Source organism: Paenibacillus sp. sptzw28 (assembly GCF_019550795.1).
Classification (GTDB): domain Bacteria; phylum Bacillota; class Bacilli; order Paenibacillales; family Paenibacillaceae; genus Paenibacillus_Z.
Map to the genome: position 1 here is coordinate 4,869,411 of NZ_CP080545.1, position 16,971 is coordinate 4,886,381.

20 protein-coding genes and 1 pseudogene are annotated in these 16,971 nt (G+C 51.4%); 8 read left to right on the plus strand and 13 right to left on the minus strand.

Annotated features, from left to right (window positions below):
- Positions 1 to 32: 32 nt before the first annotated feature.
- A complete protein-coding gene (locus tag KZ483_RS22280; protein ID WP_220349707.1) occupies positions 33 to 278 on the plus strand; it encodes a hypothetical protein in 246 nt (81 codons plus the stop codon).
- Positions 279 to 305: 27 nt separating this feature from the next.
- Here the strand turns inward: KZ483_RS22280 and KZ483_RS22285 are convergent, their stop codons facing one another.
- Complete coding sequence (locus tag KZ483_RS22285; protein WP_220349708.1) at positions 306 to 449, minus strand: sporulation histidine kinase inhibitor Sda; 144 nt, start codon at positions 447 to 449, stop codon at positions 306 to 308.
- A 277-nt stretch (positions 450 to 726) separates the two neighbouring features.
- Positions 727 to 1,401, minus strand: coding sequence for a YheC/YheD family protein (locus KZ483_RS22290; protein WP_220349709.1), 675 nt, complete (start codon positions 1,399 to 1,401; stop codon positions 727 to 729).
- A 387-nt stretch (positions 1,402 to 1,788) separates the two neighbouring features.
- Between KZ483_RS22290 and KZ483_RS22295 the strand changes: the two genes are divergently transcribed.
- From KZ483_RS22295 to KZ483_RS22305, 3 genes are read left to right on the plus strand one after another with little or no spacing between them, the layout of a single operon-like run.
- Positions 1,789 to 2,265 (plus strand): histidine kinase, encoded by a 477-nt coding sequence (locus tag KZ483_RS22295; RefSeq protein WP_220349710.1) that lies wholly within the window; start codon positions 1,789 to 1,791, stop codon positions 2,263 to 2,265.
- A gap of 15 nt (positions 2,266 to 2,280) precedes the next feature.
- Positions 2,281 to 3,225, plus strand: a complete 945-nt coding sequence (locus tag KZ483_RS22300) for an aldo/keto reductase (protein WP_220349711.1) — start codon at positions 2,281 to 2,283, stop codon at positions 3,223 to 3,225.
- Between the two features lie 36 nt (positions 3,226 to 3,261).
- Positions 3,262 to 4,023: an SDR family NAD(P)-dependent oxidoreductase gene (locus KZ483_RS22305; protein WP_220349712.1), complete on the plus strand. Its 762-nt coding sequence runs from the start codon at positions 3,262 to 3,264 to the stop codon at positions 4,021 to 4,023.
- Positions 4,024 to 4,222: 199 nt separating this feature from the next.
- Here the strand turns inward: KZ483_RS22305 and KZ483_RS22310 are convergent, their stop codons facing one another.
- The 5 genes and pseudogenes from KZ483_RS22310 to KZ483_RS22330 form a co-directional block, all read right to left on the minus strand.
- Positions 4,223 to 4,657, minus strand: a complete 435-nt coding sequence (locus tag KZ483_RS22310) for a VOC family protein (RefSeq protein ID WP_220349713.1) — start codon at positions 4,655 to 4,657, stop codon at positions 4,223 to 4,225.
- 797 nt (positions 4,658 to 5,454) lie between these two features.
- Positions 5,455 to 5,629 (minus strand): annotated as a pseudogene (locus KZ483_RS28730) (transposase); the annotation flags it as partial.
- A gap of 76 nt (positions 5,630 to 5,705) precedes the next feature.
- Entirely contained in the window at positions 5,706 to 6,134 is a 429-nt protein-coding gene (locus KZ483_RS22320; RefSeq protein WP_220349715.1) for a hypothetical protein, read from the minus strand.
- A 410-nt stretch (positions 6,135 to 6,544) separates the two neighbouring features.
- Positions 6,545 to 6,904, minus strand: a complete 360-nt coding sequence (erpA, locus tag KZ483_RS22325; RefSeq protein WP_220349716.1) for an iron-sulfur cluster insertion protein ErpA — start codon at positions 6,902 to 6,904, stop codon at positions 6,545 to 6,547.
- A gap of 148 nt (positions 6,905 to 7,052) precedes the next feature.
- Positions 7,053 to 7,697 (minus strand): PAQR family membrane homeostasis protein TrhA, encoded by a 645-nt coding sequence (locus tag KZ483_RS22330; protein WP_220353616.1) that lies wholly within the window; start codon positions 7,695 to 7,697, stop codon positions 7,053 to 7,055.
- Between the two features lie 289 nt (positions 7,698 to 7,986).
- Between KZ483_RS22330 and mqnE (KZ483_RS22335) the strand changes: the two genes are divergently transcribed.
- The 3 genes from mqnE (KZ483_RS22335) (at position 7,987) to KZ483_RS22345 (ending at position 11,370) form a co-directional block, all read left to right on the plus strand.
- Positions 7,987 to 9,093: an aminofutalosine synthase MqnE gene (mqnE, locus tag KZ483_RS22335; protein WP_258881378.1), complete on the plus strand. Its 1,107-nt coding sequence runs from the start codon at positions 7,987 to 7,989 to the stop codon at positions 9,091 to 9,093.
- Positions 9,094 to 9,124: 31 nt separating this feature from the next.
- Entirely contained in the window at positions 9,125 to 10,228 is a 1,104-nt protein-coding gene (gene mqnE, locus KZ483_RS22340; RefSeq protein WP_220349718.1) for an aminofutalosine synthase MqnE, read from the plus strand.
- 74 nt (positions 10,229 to 10,302) lie between these two features.
- A complete protein-coding gene (locus KZ483_RS22345; protein WP_220349719.1) occupies positions 10,303 to 11,370 on the plus strand; it encodes an NAD(P)/FAD-dependent oxidoreductase in 1,068 nt (355 codons plus the stop codon).
- Between the two features lie 34 nt (positions 11,371 to 11,404).
- On the opposite strand, the gene KZ483_RS22350 is transcribed toward KZ483_RS22345, so the two are convergent.
- Positions 11,405 to 11,677 carry a YuzB family protein gene (locus tag KZ483_RS22350; protein WP_397376126.1) on the minus strand — a complete coding sequence of 91 codons (273 nt, stop codon included), beginning with the start codon at positions 11,675 to 11,677 and terminating at the stop codon, positions 11,405 to 11,407.
- An 84-nt stretch (positions 11,678 to 11,761) separates the two neighbouring features.
- Here KZ483_RS22350 and KZ483_RS22355 point away from each other — a divergent pair, with 84 nt between their 5' ends.
- Entirely contained in the window at positions 11,762 to 12,007 is a 246-nt protein-coding gene (locus KZ483_RS22355; RefSeq protein ID WP_048744982.1) for a NifU family protein, read from the plus strand.
- A gap of 96 nt (positions 12,008 to 12,103) precedes the next feature.
- Here the strand turns inward: KZ483_RS22355 and KZ483_RS22360 are convergent, their stop codons facing one another.
- The 5 genes from KZ483_RS22360 to KZ483_RS22380 form a co-directional block, all read right to left on the minus strand.
- On the minus strand, positions 12,104 to 12,889 hold the full coding sequence (locus KZ483_RS22360; protein ID WP_397376127.1) for an SDR family oxidoreductase: 786 nt from the start codon (positions 12,887 to 12,889) through the stop codon (positions 12,104 to 12,106).
- Positions 12,890 to 12,919: 30 nt separating this feature from the next.
- Positions 12,920 to 13,630 carry a Cthe_2314 family HEPN domain-containing protein gene (locus tag KZ483_RS22365; RefSeq protein WP_220349721.1) on the minus strand — a complete coding sequence of 237 codons (711 nt, stop codon included), beginning with the start codon at positions 13,628 to 13,630 and terminating at the stop codon, positions 12,920 to 12,922.
- A 113-nt stretch (positions 13,631 to 13,743) separates the two neighbouring features.
- The gene (locus tag KZ483_RS22370) at positions 13,744 to 15,510 is read right to left on the minus strand and encodes a UbiD family decarboxylase (RefSeq protein WP_220349722.1); all 1,767 of its coding nucleotides are present in this window, start codon (positions 15,508 to 15,510) and stop codon (positions 13,744 to 13,746) included.
- Positions 15,507 to 16,535, minus strand: a complete 1,029-nt coding sequence (locus tag KZ483_RS22375) for a COX15/CtaA family protein (RefSeq protein WP_258881379.1) — start codon at positions 16,533 to 16,535, stop codon at positions 15,507 to 15,509. The genes KZ483_RS22370 and KZ483_RS22375 overlap by 4 nt, the downstream gene beginning before the upstream one ends.
- 73 nt (positions 16,536 to 16,608) lie before the next feature.
- Entirely contained in the window at positions 16,609 to 16,953 is a 345-nt protein-coding gene (locus KZ483_RS22380) for a thioredoxin family protein (RefSeq protein WP_220349723.1), read from the minus strand.
- Between the last annotated feature and the right edge of the window lie 18 nt (positions 16,954 to 16,971).

Sequence of the window (16,971 nt, forward strand, 5' to 3'; positions counted from 1 at the left end):
CTAAACGCCGACGGCAAAGGAGGATACCCTTTATGTTATGTCCCGTTTGCAATGGTCTGGAGCAGCTTGCAGCTCAATGCCCGGCGTGTTCAAGAAATGCGGACGACTGTGGACGGCTGTCCGATTTTGCCGGTCCTTATGCGCCTTATCAGCCCGATCCGGACACGGATTCCATATATAATGAGACGGTTAGCTTGGATTATGAGTTCAGCTGTTTGCATGTCATTTATTGTCCTGAGTGTGAGAAAACGTTCGAGGCGGCAATAACAAAATGGTGAGCATCGGGGCAGGTTCGTCTTAGTTGATCAAGCGGTGATACGATAGGTATCCGGGTTCAACTTTCTTCGTATCATCTCCGCGGCGAGCAGTTTGATGAATTCGGGCTCCAGATCAAACTGGACCGCCGAATAATAAGCGTCTACAAGAAGATCATCAGACAGCATCTCCATCTTCCACACTCCTTTCCTATTTCTTCCTTGTTCATCTTAGCATGTCCCTATATGCAGAACAAGCGTTCCGATTATCCACAACCCTGTGTGGACAGCATGTGTGTAAGTTGTGGGTAATCGTCGAAAAAACAGGAATAGCAACGAGGATAATGTGGATACGGTTATACACAGCTGTGTTCTTTACAGTTTCAATAAAAAAGTTTGATGGCACTCTATAAACCTATCAAGCAAATATATTAAATCACGTTAACAAACATATGATTGCTCTCTTAAAGCGCTATTGCGGCCGTGTATTCACTTCAAAAATCCACATCTTCCCATACTTGTCGATGCCGAAATCATAGCCAAGCTGTCCGATTCCCGGAAACCGGCTTTCGAGCAGATGTGTGGATAACCGGGTTAAATTCCGCATCTCCCGCTTTTTTCGGGCAACGGCGCCTGCGGAAATCGATCGGCTTATGCCCTGCGAGCCGGTTAATTGCTGCCCGCCGCGGCACAGGTTGGTGACAAACAAACCCGGACGCGCAAGCCTGCCTACAATAGCCGTGATAGCCCATGATCCATCCGCTTGCTTCACATGCTTCACCCGGTAATCAATCGGCCTTCCCCCGATTGTGGCCAGCCGTATTCCTTTCTGGATCAAATACCGGCGTCCTTTACGCAGCGCATTGAGAGATCGGTAGAGTCCGCCGAAGCCTGCAAAATGTCTTGCCTTCGCATAATAGGTATATTGGTAGCCTCCTCCTCCCTTCGACACTTTAATTACGCCGTGGCCGCCCGCTCCGCGAACAGGCTTAATGACGACCATACCGTGCACATTCAGCATACTCCGCAAGTTATCGGAGGAGAACATCCGCGTCGGCGGAATATGCGGCGCGATTTGCGGATGTGATAACAGCACAGCAGTCTTGGCCCATTTGCTGGCAAGTTGTCTTCCCTGGTGTTCACCCATCAAAGTCTTCCCCTTTCTGCAGCAATCTTCTAACAGAATATGCATCAAAGATATATATCTCTTGGATGTTTGAACGGGTCGACTAGCCTTATTTAATAGACCTGATAGAGGCGGGGGTGATTTAATCCCTTCCGGCCCGCTTGTCAGCGTCTCGTACCAGTCATTTTGACCGAGCTAGGCCTGCTCCATTCGGTGCTTGTCCCCATCCTTCTTTTCCCGATTCATTGCACTTATCCTAATGGCCGCAATTGTCATATGACCAGTGATTGCCGTCATGAATGTTGTCATGCTATGGACCGAAAAATGATGACTGGCCGAACAGCGGCTTTTCAGTATAATAGAGGCACGAGCAGCAAAGAGACCGAAAAGACAGTTAAGAGCAAACCTATGACGATCAAAATCATTATCGCGGACGACCAAACGTTAATGCGGGACGGACTGCAAACGATCGTCCAGCTGGAAGACGACATGACAGTTGCCGCAACGGCCGAGAACGGAGCGGAGGCATATGAGCTGGTCGGTGTCCATCAGCCGGACCTGGTGTTGATGGAGGAGATGGTTGGCCGCCGGACAACCGAGCTCCAGGAAGCTCATCTGCAGCTCACCGAGTCGCTGAGGGACTCGGCGGAAGCGATGACAGCGGCTTTAGTCATGGAAGAAAGGCAGAGAATCGCATATACGATTCACGATACAGTAGGCCACACGCTTACGGCGACGATCGTCCAGATGGAAGCCGCTAAGCGGTTGATGAAAATAAAAAAATTTTTATTTCTTCACCTGACGTTTTGGTTTAACTATAATAAGGGTACCGGATTACATAGAGACCAACGTATCCGTGATCGGTTCCTTACCACTAAAAATTGAAGGAGTGATCGCATCGTGAAGGTTCGCCACTTGGGCAAGAACGGCCCTGAAATTTCCGTCATCGGTTTCGGTTCATGGGCTATAGGCGGCGGAGGCTGGGCCAGTGCCTGGGGAAGCCAGGACGACCAATTATCGATCGAGAGCATCCGCGCGGCGCTGGATGCTGGAATAACATTTTACGATACAGCCGCCATCTACGGCCTGGGACATTCTGAGGAAGTGCTTGGCAGAGCTTTGAAAGGCGATCGCCACAAAGTGGTTGTCGCGACAAAATGCGGATTGGTCTGGGATGAGAATCAGACGATCAGCCGAAGCGGTGCATATGATTCCGTCATTCGCGAGGCGGAAGCTTCACTTCGGCGGCTTGGTACCGACTATATCGATTTGTACCAAATGCATTGGCCTGATACCGAGACCCCGGCGGAAGAAACGATGCGGGCGATGGACAAGCTCATTCAGGACGGCAAAATCCGATATGCCGGAGTCAGCAACTACGATGTGCCGCTGCTTCAGAAATCTCTTTCCGTCCGCCACGTCGACTCGCTGCAGCCGCCATATTCGATATTGAGGCCGGCAGCAGAGAAGGAGCTGCTGCCTTTCTGCCTCGAGAACGGGATCGGCGTTGTAGCTTACAGCCCGCTTACTTCCGGCTTGCTCTCGGGCAACTATACCTATGACACGACATTCTCGGAAGACGATTGGCGCTCGCGCAATGCGGCTCATACAGGAGAAGGCCTCCGCAAAAACGTGGACAAGGTCGACAAGCTGAAGGCCATCGCAGCCCGCTATGACATCACGATGCCGCAGCTTGCCGTCGCTTACGATCTTGCCCACCCGGCGATTACCAGCGCCATTGTCGGTGTGCGCAAACCAAGCCACATTCTGGGAGTTCTTTCCGCAGCGGACGTTGTGCTGGATGATGCGACCCTGTCGGAAATCCGGGCCATAGCCGCGGAATAGCCCCTTAATACAGCCCATCGAAAGGTGCTCGTATACATGAAGATCGATTTGAATAATAAGACCGCTCTCGTAACAGGAGCAACCGGCGAACTCGGTCCTGTCATTGCAAGAACCTTGGCCGGGAGCGGAGCCGACATCATCATTCACTATTTTAAAAATGAAGCCATGGCGCAGCGGCTTCAGCAGGAAATCGAATCGCTGGGCCGCAAATCAATCACCGTACAGGCAAACGTTTCCGATACAGAATCCGTTATGCGAATGAAGGAAGCCGTATTGAGCCGATTCAAATCGCCGGACATCGTTGTTGCCAATGCTGTATCGCAATACAGCTGGACGAGCGTATTGGACCAAAGTGTCGACGATTATGTCGACCAGTTCAATTCATCCGTCCTTCAGGCGGTCAACCTGGCCAAAGCTTTCGTGCCAGGTATGGTAGAGCGGCAAAGCGGTCGAGTGATTGCGATTAATACGGAATGTTCGATGCAGAATTATCCGACCCAATCCGCTTATGTTGCCGGCAAGCGAGGGATGGATGGCGTGTACAGGGTGCTCGCCAAGGAAATCGGGGAACATCAAATCACTGTCAATCAGGTGGCACCGGGCTGGACGATCAGCGGCAGGGATCGGGCAAACCAGACCGAGCGCAATGAAGCCTATGAGAAAACCGTCCCGTTGAAACGGCGCGGAACGGACCAGGAAATCGCGAATGTCGTCGCATTCCTCGCTTCGGACCTAGCAAGCTTCATTACCGGCGCTTACATTCCGGTATCCGGCGGCACTGTTATGCCTGCGATATAGTAATGAAACAAAAACCGTCAGGGACCACTCTGACGGTTATGCATTACTCTAAAAGACGGCCATCGCCATTCCAATGTCCCTCCGCGTATCCTTCTGCACCGTCTGGATATGATCGATTTTGACTCTGACACTCTCAGCCAGCTTCGCCATTCTTGCCAAGTGTGAGGTTGCACGGTTTTTTCTATAATCTTCGCTGTGGTCACCCTTTAATTATCGAATTCAATATTTCCAGATAGTGCTTATTGTACATAATACCGAGCACGTTGCCAAACGGATCCGTGACGGAAGCCGTGATGAATCCCTCTCCACGATGTTTGACCGGTTCGTACTCTTCCGCACCCATAGACTTCAATTTCTTAAATGCAGCTTCTATATCATCAACATGCCAGTACATGACGGCACCACCGGGGCCAGCCGTTGCACTGGCGGAAGCGAAACGCCTATCGATCAGCCCCAGCTCGTGTTGGTAGTCTCCAATGCGAAACTCGGCATAGGCAAGCCGACCGTCCGGTCCTGAACGTTCGAAGTAAGGCGCAGCGCCAAGCAGCCTAGAGTACCACGCAATAGCCGCCTCCATGTCATCCGCCCAGTAATTAATGGTCGCAAATCCCCGTAATGTTTGGTTCTCGCTCATATTGTTCTCCTCCTAAAGCTCATTATTTTCGATTTCTATTGCTATCATAAGCAGTCATCACTGACACCTTTATGTCAGTGTTCTGTTCTTGTTCAAAAAATTTCTTAAGTCTGATGGTGACAAATTATCCCTCGCTAAATTCAAGAAAGCCCCGGCTTTCACTGCGTAGAGTGAAAACCGGGGCTTTCTTCACATGATTCGAACTTTAACCGATATGTACGAAGCGTCAGATATATACCGGAATCGGCCCGCATATATCTTCCGTCCGTTTACATATGGCCGCGAAAACTATGCTGCAATCCTCTGGTACCTGGATGGCGGGTTAGACGGCTTAGACGAAAGCGCTCGGACCGGGGGCTTAAAGAAGGGTAGGACGAGAGTTCGCGTGGTGTGTTATTCAGCCTGACCGTTTGATTGTTCGGTGCAGTCGATGTTTCCATAGTTGAAATAAATTCGAGTAGGCGTTCCCCGTCAAGTCCGAGGGATTGACTAATTTCCCGTATGTCTAGGCCAATAGGCAATTCGATAGACATAAGAAATCTCCTCCTCACTCTTATTATTTTATATAGTAGATTATACCGAAGCGACTTGGAGAAATGTGTAACATTAAAGAAATTTCAGATATAAGTTTCATTTTAACATTAATTTCATATACGCAAAAAACCTCCCTAACGAATATAACCGCATTGTTAACGGTTTAAACATCCGTTAGGAAGGTCGAACAGAATTTTAAGCTTGACCCGGTCAGCAGTCCCCAGGCTTGCCCGCTTCAGCTGCACGTCGCGGATGCGTTCGGGTTGCAAGGATGGCAACGCCTTCAGCGCTTCATCAAACTTGTGGGAAGCATGAACCCAGTTATCCAACCAAGGGGACTCCGGAAACTTTGTTATAGCCGGAATACACATCTACATGCAGATATTCGTTAAAACCGGATAAGAAGTCATGCGGAGCTCCGGCCCGGGTTTCCTTGAATTTCGTGTAGAATGCTTACGTATAGAAGTTGGTCTACGTTTAATTAAGTTGCAAAGGTGATACAATACAGTTTTTATTATACTCTTCCGTAAGAGATGGAAGACGCGTTAAGGGGTCCCTCTATTTCTACAGCACCTTCACCACCACGGTTTATAGCTCTCAATTGAAAAACGGTTTGAGTACCAGGGGCGTCCGGGGGTGGATTAAGGATGGCTTTAAAGTTCGTCGTAGTATCGACTGTTGGATCAAAATCATCTGCTTGGTCTTCCACAGTTGCAACAAGAACCCCGTTCATATAGAGTAAAAGTTCTAATTCGCTTGCCGCTTCGGCGCCTTCCCATCCAACACACGCATTGACTTCAACAAATTCAACGCCTTCAGGAATAGTGTGTCCCCATTCCAACAATAAAGTTTCAACATCAGTGGAAAGTGGAATACTAATAAAGTCTGAAAAATTTGTTTGAATAGCACGATTATAATTCAATACCGTCTTAATTATTGCCATATTCAACCACCTTACATTTTTTATTGAGGTCGCTGGCCAGCTTACTCTATGAATATAGTATTCAAGAGAAGCGAAAGAGTACTAGAGAAAAAGTAGAATAGATTGTGACCCACCTTACGGAAGGGGCATCGGCCACGGTGCATAGCATCCAATGAGTATTTCGTATATGCCTCCCGTTAATTGCTGTTCTTCGTTCCCTCTTTTTAAGCAAAACAAAACCTTCTGAACAAGTGTATGGACGTCATACACAAACTCAGAAGGTTAATCTTCAATCCATAATCGCTCATTTTCAGGGTTGTGTTTACCTTGAGTGATGATTGTGGATTTCTGATATTCCTATGCAATTAACAAGCTTTCACGATATCGCAGTCCATCTTCCCGAACAATGAATGAACACTCAAAACGCCTAATTAGCAAGGATCCGCAGCTGGATTGCCCGCTTCGGTCGCCGTTCGGAAGCTTGACCCGCAGCCGCATGTCGCGGATGCGTTTGGGTTATTGATAGTAAATCCGCCGCCCATCGCCGATTCTTTAAAGTCGATCTCAAGGCCGTTAAGATATTTAAGGCTGTCGGAATCGACGACCACTTTCAGCCCGCTGTACTCGATTACTTTATCGTCCTCGTGCTGCTCGTCGTCAAACCCCATGCCGTAAGAGAATCCGCTGCAGCCGCCTTCTTTCACGCCGATGCGCAGGAATAGGTTCGGCGTTTCCTCCGCCGCCAGCATTTCTTTTATTTTCTCATTCGCGATTTCGCTAATGTTAATCATGGCTCTTCCCTCCTGAAAGTTATTTCTTCAGTTTCCGAAAACCTCCCACGCAAGTAAAGCCCGCTTCGGAAGCATTCGTTTAGTTTTTCTAAGATACTTACTTAAGTATACTCCACTTCCCCGCAGCGCTCAATACGCAAAGGCACGATTAATGTGGCAGCACATAGAGCAGGATTGCAAAGAAATGCAGGATCGACCCGCCGAGCACAAAAAGATGCCAAACGGCGTGATGGTAAGGAAAGCTGCGCCACATATAAAACACGGTTCCGACCGTATACAGGAGCCCTCCGATCAAGAGCAGCTCGAGTCCCGCCGGAGCAAAGTTCGCTTTCATCGGCCCCCAGGCAAATACGATCATCCAACCCATCGCAATGTATAGAAACGTCGATGTAAACAGAAACTTCGATGCAAAAAAGGCCTTGAAAACGACGCCGCATACGGCCATGCCCCAAACGATGCCAAGCAGCGTCCAGCCTTCCGTTCCCTTCACCATATGCAGGACAATCGGCGTGTAGGTGCCGGCGATATACAAGTAAATGGAGGAATGGTCTAGAATTTCGAACACATTCTTCGCTTTGCCTTCCGGGAAGCTGTGAACAAGCGTAGAGCAGATATAGAGCAGCAGCATCATAGAACCGTAAATCGTGAAGGTGACTACATACGAAGCATCTCCCTTCAGCGAAGCAAAAACGATAAGCAGCACGAGTGCGGCTGTGCTCAGCGCTGCGCCGAAACCGTGCGTGACCGCGTTGGCCACTTCTTCCCTGCGCGTATAAATATGCGTGTTCGCCATTGAAGCACCTCTCTTGCCTTGTATTCGCAGCAGAATGCGCCGCTTACTTGTATTGTACCCCATTTGCACCCGACACGGAAATCCGTCTCCCCCGCAGGTTCACAATGCTGCCGCAACCGGCTTGGAGTTTATAGTTGCCGCTCTTGATGAGGAGGTTTATAATAGGGACAGTTCTTGCTCTTTGTACGGTTGGCTACAGAACCCCTAAGTTATTTTTTTCACAAAGTACTGAATAGAACAGCACGCGCCGTCCTACTGGGATGACAGCACAATGAAGGTGGTGGGAACATTGAGTTTTGTCTTGACACAGAGCTCACTGCGGGACATTGAAGAGAAGGTGGAGCGCGGCGAACGATTGTCGTTTGATGACGGCGTCCGTCTAATAAAATCGCCCGACCTGCTCGCGATCGGCCGCATGGCGGATTTGGTCCGAAAAAGAAAGAACGGCGACAGCGTATATTTTATTGTTAACACACATCTCAATTATACGAACGTTTGTTATCTCGATTGCAAAATGTGCGCTTTCGGCTTGAAACCGGGCGATCCCCGCTCCTATACACTCTCTTTGGAGCAGATTGAAGAGAAGATAAAAGGAATGGCCGGCAAAGGGTTCACCGAGCTGCACATTGTCGGAGGAGTAAACGCGAAGCTGCCGTTTTCCTACTATGAGGAAATGATGCGGATCGCCAGGAAGCACCTGCCCGGCGTACACGTACAGGCTTTTACCGCCGTGGAGGTTGACTATATCGCCCGCGTATCCAAGATGACCGTGGAAGAGACGATCGAGAAGCTCAGAGAAGCCGGGCTCGGCTCGATTCTTGGGGGCGGCGCGGAGATCTTCGATCCGGAAATCCGGGAGGTTATATCCGGTCATAAGACCGATGCGGAACGCTGGTTTCTAATCCATCGCAAGCTCCACAGCCTCGGCGTGAAGTCCAATGCCTCCATATTATACGGTCATATCGAGCAGCCGGAACATGTTATCGATCATTTCGTCCGCTTGCGCGAGCTTCAGGATGAGACGAACGGGTTCCAGGCGTTTTTCGGTTTTGCCTATCATCCGGCGAATACGAAGCTTGCCGAGGAATTAAAGCTCAGCGGTGAGACGACTGGCATGTACGATTTGAAAATGATGGCGGTAGCCCGGCTCATGCTGGACAACTTCCCTCACATCCGGGCTTTCTGGATGATGATCGGACTCAAGCTTGCGCAGGTGTCTCTCAGCTTCGGTGTCGACGATCTCGACGGCACGGTAATGGAGGAGCAAATTCTTCACGCAGCCGGCAATGAATCGTCGCATATGACGCCGAAGGATACGTTTATTAATATGATTCGCGAAGCGGGTCGTATACCGACTGAACGCGATACTTTATACAATATCATCCGGACCTATTAGACAGCGCCCGGCGGACTAGGAGGAAGCCGTCATGAATGTCGCAATACCGACAGAGAGTAAACAAATGCAGCAGATCTTTGAGAAAGTTCGTTCCGGCGAGCGTTTATCCCGGGAGGACGGTGAGTTTCTATACCGTTCCGACGACCTGCTGACCATTGGACAAATGGCCAATGAAGCCAATATGAAGAAGAATGGACGCAAGGTTTATTTTATCGAAAATATGAGCCTTTACTTCACGAATGTCTGTGAAGCGCACTGCGCGTTCTGCAACTTCCGGAAGGACGAAGGCGAAGAAGGCTCGTACACCCTTTCCGGGGCCGAGATGATTGCTTATGTGGAGCAGCATTTTCATCCTGGCGTACGCGAATTTCATATCGTCGGAGGTCATAATCCGAATGTGCCGTTTCAATATTATATAGATTCGTTAAAATCATTACATGAGCGATTCCCTGAAGTGACGCTTAAGGCTTATACGGCGGCGGAAATCGATTTCTTCTCCCGCATTAGCGGACTTAGCTACCGCGATGTGCTCTCCGAGCTGATGAAAGCCGGCCTGAAGAGCTTAACCGGAGGGGGCGCGGAAATTCTCTCCGATGAGTACCGCAAGAAGATGCGCGTCGACAAAGCGGACGTGTCGCAATATCTTGATGTGCACCGTACAGCGCACAATCTGGGCCTTCGCACGCATACGACAATGCTTTACGGATCGGTCGAGAAGCACGAAGACCGCATTAACCATATGCTGCAAATTCGGGAGCTGCAGGATGAAACCAACGGATTTCTCGTGTTTATTCCGCTGTCCATGCAGCCGATCAGTCCTAAAGCCGGCATTCGCAGACGTAACTCCGCCTTCGAAGATTTGAAGACGATTGCGATCAGCCGTCTTATGCTTGATAATTTTCAGCATATCAAGGCTTATTTCATAAATATCGGAACACAGCTCACGCAGGTGTCGCTTACAATGGGGGCATCCGACGTTCACGGTACAATCGTCAAAGAGCGGATCAGTCATGCTGCCGGCGCTCTGACACCGGAAGGCATTACCCGTGAAGACTTGATTTGGCTGGTCAAAGGGGCGGGACGCATTCCGGTTGAGCGCGACACATTTTATAATGAAGTGAAAATTTACGAGTAAGGAAGAACGCAACCCGAGCATACTATGGATAACCACCATTATTTATAATGCAAACGAAGAAGGTTGGGAGCGCAATGAAACGATTTGTGATTCTTGGCGGCGGCTACGGCGGCTTAACCGTTGCCCATGAACTGCTTGAAGGCGAGCTGCCTGACGACACGGTTGTCGTGCTGATTGACCGAATGCCTTATCAGGGACTCAAGACCGAATATTACTCGCTGGTTGCCGGTACGGCAGCTGATGTCGACTTACGCGTGGACTTCCCTTCCGACCCGCGTCTACTCATCTTATACGGAGAAGTGACTTCCGTCGACGTGGACGCCAAACAAGTCGGAATTGCCGGACAGGATCCGCTCGACTACGAATGGCTCGTTATTGCGCTAGGCTGTACCGACAGATATCACGGCATTGAAGGTGCCGAGCTTTATTCCAACAGCATCCAGACATTCTCAGCGGCGCGTAAAACTTATCAAGCGCTCAATGATGTGAAGCCGTACGGTCAAGTAACGATTGTCGGAGGCGGATTAAGCGGCGTCGAAGTGGCTTCCGAGCTGCGCGAAGGCCGCCCTGATGTCAATATCCGGATTGTAGACCGCGGACCAAGCATTCTGTCCGCTTTTCCCGGTAAGCTCCAGGAATATGTCTCGTCGTGGTTTACCGAGCATGATGTGGAGATGCGCGGACATGTCTCGCTTCACAAGCTGGAGGGCGGCGTGCTGTATGATCAGAACGACACGAGTCCCATCCTTACCGATGTCACGGTTTGGACGGCGGGCATCCAGCCTGTATCTCTCGTCCAGAAGATGGATCTGCCTAAGGACGATCAGGGCAGACTGATTGTTAATGAATATCACCAACTGCCCGAATATAATGAAGTTTTTGTCGTCGGGGATTGCTCCTCGATTCCGTTTGCGCCAAGCGCGCAAGCTGCGGAAGCGCAGGGCAAGCAGGTAGCGGAAGTGATGCAGGCTTTGTGGCAGGATGAGAAGCCCCGCCTGTCAAAGATCAAGCTTAAGGGCGTGCTTGGCTCGCTGGGCAAGAAATCGGGCTTCGGCCTGATGGGCCGCACCCCGATTCTGGGCCGTGTGCCGCGGGTTCTCAAAAGCGGCGTACTATGGATGTCCAGGCATCATCTGGGATAAGCGGTCGGTAGCCTGCCGTCCGGTCAGGGCGGAGCTACATATCGTCGATAAGCCGGTCGAGTGCTTCCCGCTCGGCTTGCTGCTCTTTTATGGACTCCATAATCCGGTCAAGGAGGTCTTCCGCCTTCTCTGCCGCCACGATCTCGCCGTTCACCATGGCGAACGGAAACAGATAGCATTCACCGCAATTGCCGAGGCATCCGTACTCAATGACTTCCACTTCCGGATTGTCCTCCAGCTTCTTCATGATGCGGTCGGTTCCATGATGCATATTGCTTGCACAAAACTCGATAATCGGTTTTAACACGACTGATTCACCTGGCCTTACGTTGATATCCATTTTCAATTGCTCTGCTTTGTACTATAATAGGGTAGAAAGGAGTTGATTGCAATGAGCGAAAATGCACAGAGCACGATGTATGATGAAGTGTTGGACGTTCTCGATAAGCTTCGTCCGTTCCTGCAGCGCGACGGCGGCGACGTTGAACTCGTTGACGTGGAAGACGGTATCGTCAAGCTGCGCCTGATGGGCGCATGCGGCAGCTGCCCAAGTTCGACGATCACGCTCAAAGCAGGCATCGAGCGTGCACTGCTTGAGGAAGTCGAAGGCGTACAAGAGGTTATGCAGGTATTCTAAACGAAGCCGCATAGCATGATTTTTACAATAAAGAGTCTTGCCGGAATGCGCAGCCCAGGTGGCATGCGAAGCGCCGGTAAGACTCTTTTTCTTATATTATGTACGTTTGGTGTTGTTCTTGATCGGGTCGAAGCCCCCGGTTACATCCACAATATTGCCCGTCAAATAGTCCGATTGCGGCAAACAGAGAAAAGCGATGACGCGGGCGATGTCCTCCCCGCTTCCGGGACGTCCCCTTGGCGATTCCTCATCACGCTCGCGGGCGACCTCCTCGATTGACCGTTCCTTGTTGAGTCCCTTAATATCTCCGGGGCAGATCATATGAACGGTAATGCCGTTGCCCGCCTCCTCGACCGCCAGCGTCTTGGTGAATGAAACAAGTCCCGTCTTAGCTGTAGCATACACGGCCCTATGGGGCCAAGCGCGTCCTTCGCCGGCATGACCGAAACCGAAGTGAATGATGCGTCCCCATTGTCTGAGCCGCATGCCGGGCAGCAGCTTATGGTCAAGCAGAATGACACCGAGCAAATTGCCGTTCACAAGGCCGATAATATCGTCCGTGTCATAGTCGGCGAACAGCCGTCTTTCGCGGATGAAAGGACCAGCATTATTAACAAGGATGTCGACGCCTCCGTTTGGAGACCACGACAGCGCTTCGGAGGCAAGCCGTTCCACATCCGAGCTCTCTGCTATATCCGCGCGGATGGCCGTCGCCTTTACCCCCAGAAGCTCAATATCCTCTGCCAGCCGTTTCGCTTCCTGCTCGCTCGACACATAATTCAGAACGATGTCGCAGCCCATTCGCGCCAACGTAAGCGCAGTCATTTTACCGAGACCTTTGGCACTGCCTGTAATTAACGCCGTCCTGCCTGTCAGCTCCATGGGCATCCCTCCCATGAGAAGTATAGCACATTACCGTCTTTTCCTCATCTGTGCGCAAGCATGGTTGAATGTCAGCTGCAGCGTCTTATAAACGATTTCCATCGCCTGCTCCAGATCGCCCAGCCGCTCGTTAAGATTTTCAAGCCGGTACCGGCCGCCGTTGACTTGATGGCTCTGCAGCAGATCGTCCTGCATTTCCGAGTTCATATAATGGATTTCCGTATTTCGACGCTTACGCAGCCGGGCAAGCGGGTCCTTGTACTTCTCCTTCAGCTCGCTCAGCGCAGATGAGAGCTCAGGATATAAATTACGCTGCTTCATGACACGCAGGACGGTAAAATAGGAGAAATGAGTCTTCAGCCGTTCCGTTTCCAGCCCCAGAAATTCATTCATCAGGGTGCCAAGCTTATCAAGCACCGCGAACAGACGGATAAAAGCGTTTTTGTCAAAATAGACATGCCGATGATAGTGGAGCAGCTCTTCAGCCGACATATCTTCAACACACTCGGACTTTACTTTTTCGGCGAATTTAAGTGCGGCATATTGGCTTTGTTCCAGCTCGTCGAGGGCCGCAAGCAGCCCCATGGTCCATATTCTGTATTTTTTGAGCCGGTGGTCGGTATCGCCTCTCTGAGCGATTTGTTTGTGCAGCATGGAAGCGAACTGTTCCATCGCCTGAATTGTACGGAGAAGCTCGCCCCCCGACTGTCGCGGAGGCTCCCCAAACAGCATACGCAGCATTTCAGACCCTCCTGAACTATAGACAACGGTAAGGTGAGCGAATCCAAGTATGCCTAAAGGTTGCCCCAACTGGCGTCCGCTCAAGCATATTTTCTAGAAAATAGTACGGAAAGCTAAGTCCGGAAATACTCGCTCCATCTGCTGTCGACCAGCTCCACGATATCCTTGCGCGCAATCAGCTCATCGGGATATCCCGGCTTCATCCGGGCGTCGATTACGAGCGGCAGTTCATAGCCGACATGATGCCTTCTGACCGTTGTTCCGGCATAAATATCGTCAGCCGGGTTGAAACGGGTAAACACTGTCCAAAGGAACGGCGTTTGTGCTGCGGCGATCGCGGCATCGTCGGCTAGAACGATGAGCGGCCAGCGTGTGCCCCGCTCCAGGAGACGCGCAAGGACTCTTGCGGCGAGCTCCGGTTCATCGACATAGGACGCGCCTGAGACGACGAGACACCCGCGGCAGTAAGCTTCTATGCTGTTTATTTCATCGATTGGCCCTTCATCGTACACTCCCGGAAGCTCGCGTACCGGTTCTCCTACACCCAGCATAACCGCCTTACTGCCGTGATTGAGCTTGCCCCCCGTATAATCGAGCGTATCATGCGAGGTCTTGTCGAACACGTACAGATCCGTCTCCGGCCTGAACCTCTCCAGGACCGTCTCCATAAGACGGTCAAACTTCGCAAGGTCAAGCGGCTGATCGGTCAGCATTAGAAACTTCGTCAGCGTAAGCTGACCTTCCCCCAGAATGCGGAACGCTGTGGTGAGCGCCTCCCGGGAGTAGCTCTCGCGCACGACGGCCGCGGCAAGCGCATGAAATCCGGTCTCCGCATAAGTCCACAAATCTTTGACGCCCGGCATGGCGAGCGGGAATGCCGGCGAGAGCAGCCGCTGCAGAAAATCGCCGAGATAATAATCTTCCTGGCGCGGCTTGCCGACGATCGTGGCCGGATAGATCGCATCCTTGCGGTGCCACATATGGCTCACCTGGAAAACGGGAAAATCGTGCGTCCACGAATAATAGCCGTAATGGTCGCCGAACGGACCTTCCGGACGCCTGACATGCGGCGGCACGCTGCCGCTGATGACGAATTCCGCATGAGCCGGGATCCGGTGGCTGCCATGCGGGTCCTGCACGACCGGCAGCTTGCCTCCGGTAATGAGCGAGGCGAGCAGAAGCTCAGGCAAATGCTCGGGAACCGGAGCAATGGCCGAAGCGATAAGCGCCGGCGGACCGCCTAGAAACACCGAGACGGGAAGCGCTTCGCCCCGCTTCTCAGCCTCGTGGTAGTGGAAGCCGCCGCCTTTATGAATTTGCCAGTGCATTCCAGTCGTTGACTCATCGAATATTTGCATCCGGTACATGCCGAGATTATGCTGCTTGCGATGCTCCGGATGCTCTGTATAAACAAGCGGGAGTGTGACGAATGGGCCGCCGTCGAGCTGCCAGCTTGTCAGCGCCGGAAGTCCGGCGAGCGGCCGTTCGCGTTTGCAAGCCTCAAGCACGGGCGCTGAGGAAGGCTGTACTTGCTTGAGACCAACCTTCATCGCATCCCAAATTAAGGAGCGTTCGCCCCAGATCGCTTTGGGCGTGGGGGGAAGTATGCGGTCCATTGCACCGACCGCCTGTTTCATGAATGCTTCCGGCCGCGGGCCGAAAGCGAGATCTACACGCCGGATTGTGCCGAACAAATTCGTAACAACGGGAAAAGCGCTGCCCTTCACATTCGTGAAAAGCAGCGCCGGACCGCCCTCGTCAATTACACGGCGGTGGATTTCGGCTATTTCCAAATACGGATCGACCGGCGCATCGATGACAGCCAAATCTCCCTCGCGCCTCAGCGTTTCAATCAATCCGCGCAAATCCGTAAAACTCATTCTCTACCCCGTCCTTCCCGCCATTTCCAAGCTCGAATCATCAAGTCGGTAAGAATGCCGAACAAGATGGAAATAATAACATTATGGAGTATACTCGTAAACACGAACCAATCTTCATCCGTGATGGTTACGGTTAGCAGCGCGCCGCTAAGCACTTGAGCGCAAATAAGGATGAATGCGATGTTCGCCGATTTCTTAAGCTCCAGATTATCTGTGCAAACGCGCCTTACATACAACCAGACCCAGCCGATAAACAGCAGCAGAATCATGGCCGCCACCCGGTGAGTAAATACTATTCGCGTCGCGCCTTCCCAAACGGGAATAAATTTACCGTTGCAGAGCGGCCATCCCAAACAGCCGCCAGCGGAATCGGTATGGCGCACAAATGCACCAATATATACTACCACGTAACTATATATCAGCGATGCCAGGACGAGCCGAAACACTGATCGCGGCACAGCCGCCGCAGGCTTGTCTATTCCATGGCCTCGCCTCATCCGGTTGGCCCACATAAGCAGCAGCAAGGTACTGACAAAGGCCAATATGGAAAATCCGAAATGCAGAGCCAAGACCGCAGCCGATTGCGGCCAAACGACGGCGATCGCTCCAAGCACAGCCTGCAGCAACGTGAAGAATCCTGCAGCGCTGACATAAACAACTGCTTCCGTATACCGCCGGTAGAACATAAGAGTCGCTATAAAAACAGCGAGCACCAGCAGTCCGACAAAGCCGGTAATCAAACGGTGAGAGTATTCAATTAAAGATTCCAATGTATGAGCCGGAATAAATTTACCGTGGCAAAGCGGCCAATCATCTCCGCAGCCGCGGCCGGAATCGGTGTTCGTGACAAGCGAACCGGCGACCAGCACTAGAAACATTCCGATGCACGTCGCCATGGCGAGCGCGCGGTAACGATTTGAAATCAAAGCGATCACCTTACTTCCGTGAAGAATCAACCTCACAATTATATCGAAACCATTCGACAAATACCATGTTGAAAATGTGAACGAAGGCACATCATGCATTAAAAAGCGTCCGCAAGCATCCGGATGCTGCCGGTCTGCTTGCGGACGCTTCCCGTCCTTATCGGTTGGCTCTTCAGCTCTTCAGCGCCTCAGCCACCTGCAGCGCGCGGTCCAGAAACTCTTCGATTTCCTCGCGCGACTTCCGCAGCTTGCTGACAAACCTGATCAGCTCCCGGTTGTTTCGAAATGCGATGAAGCTTGGTATGCCAAGAATATTCAACTCGCTGCATAGGTCCGGCAAATCATCGCGGTCCACCTGGACGAATCGGATGCGGCCGTCGTACTTTTCTTCAAGCTCCGGCATAAACGGTTCAATAAAGTGACAATCCTTGCACCAGGTCGTCTTGAATACTGCAACGGTCAATTGCTCGGAACCGACTGCATGACGGAAAGCTTCATCGGTTTGAATCATATCCATGATGTACAGTCACTCCTT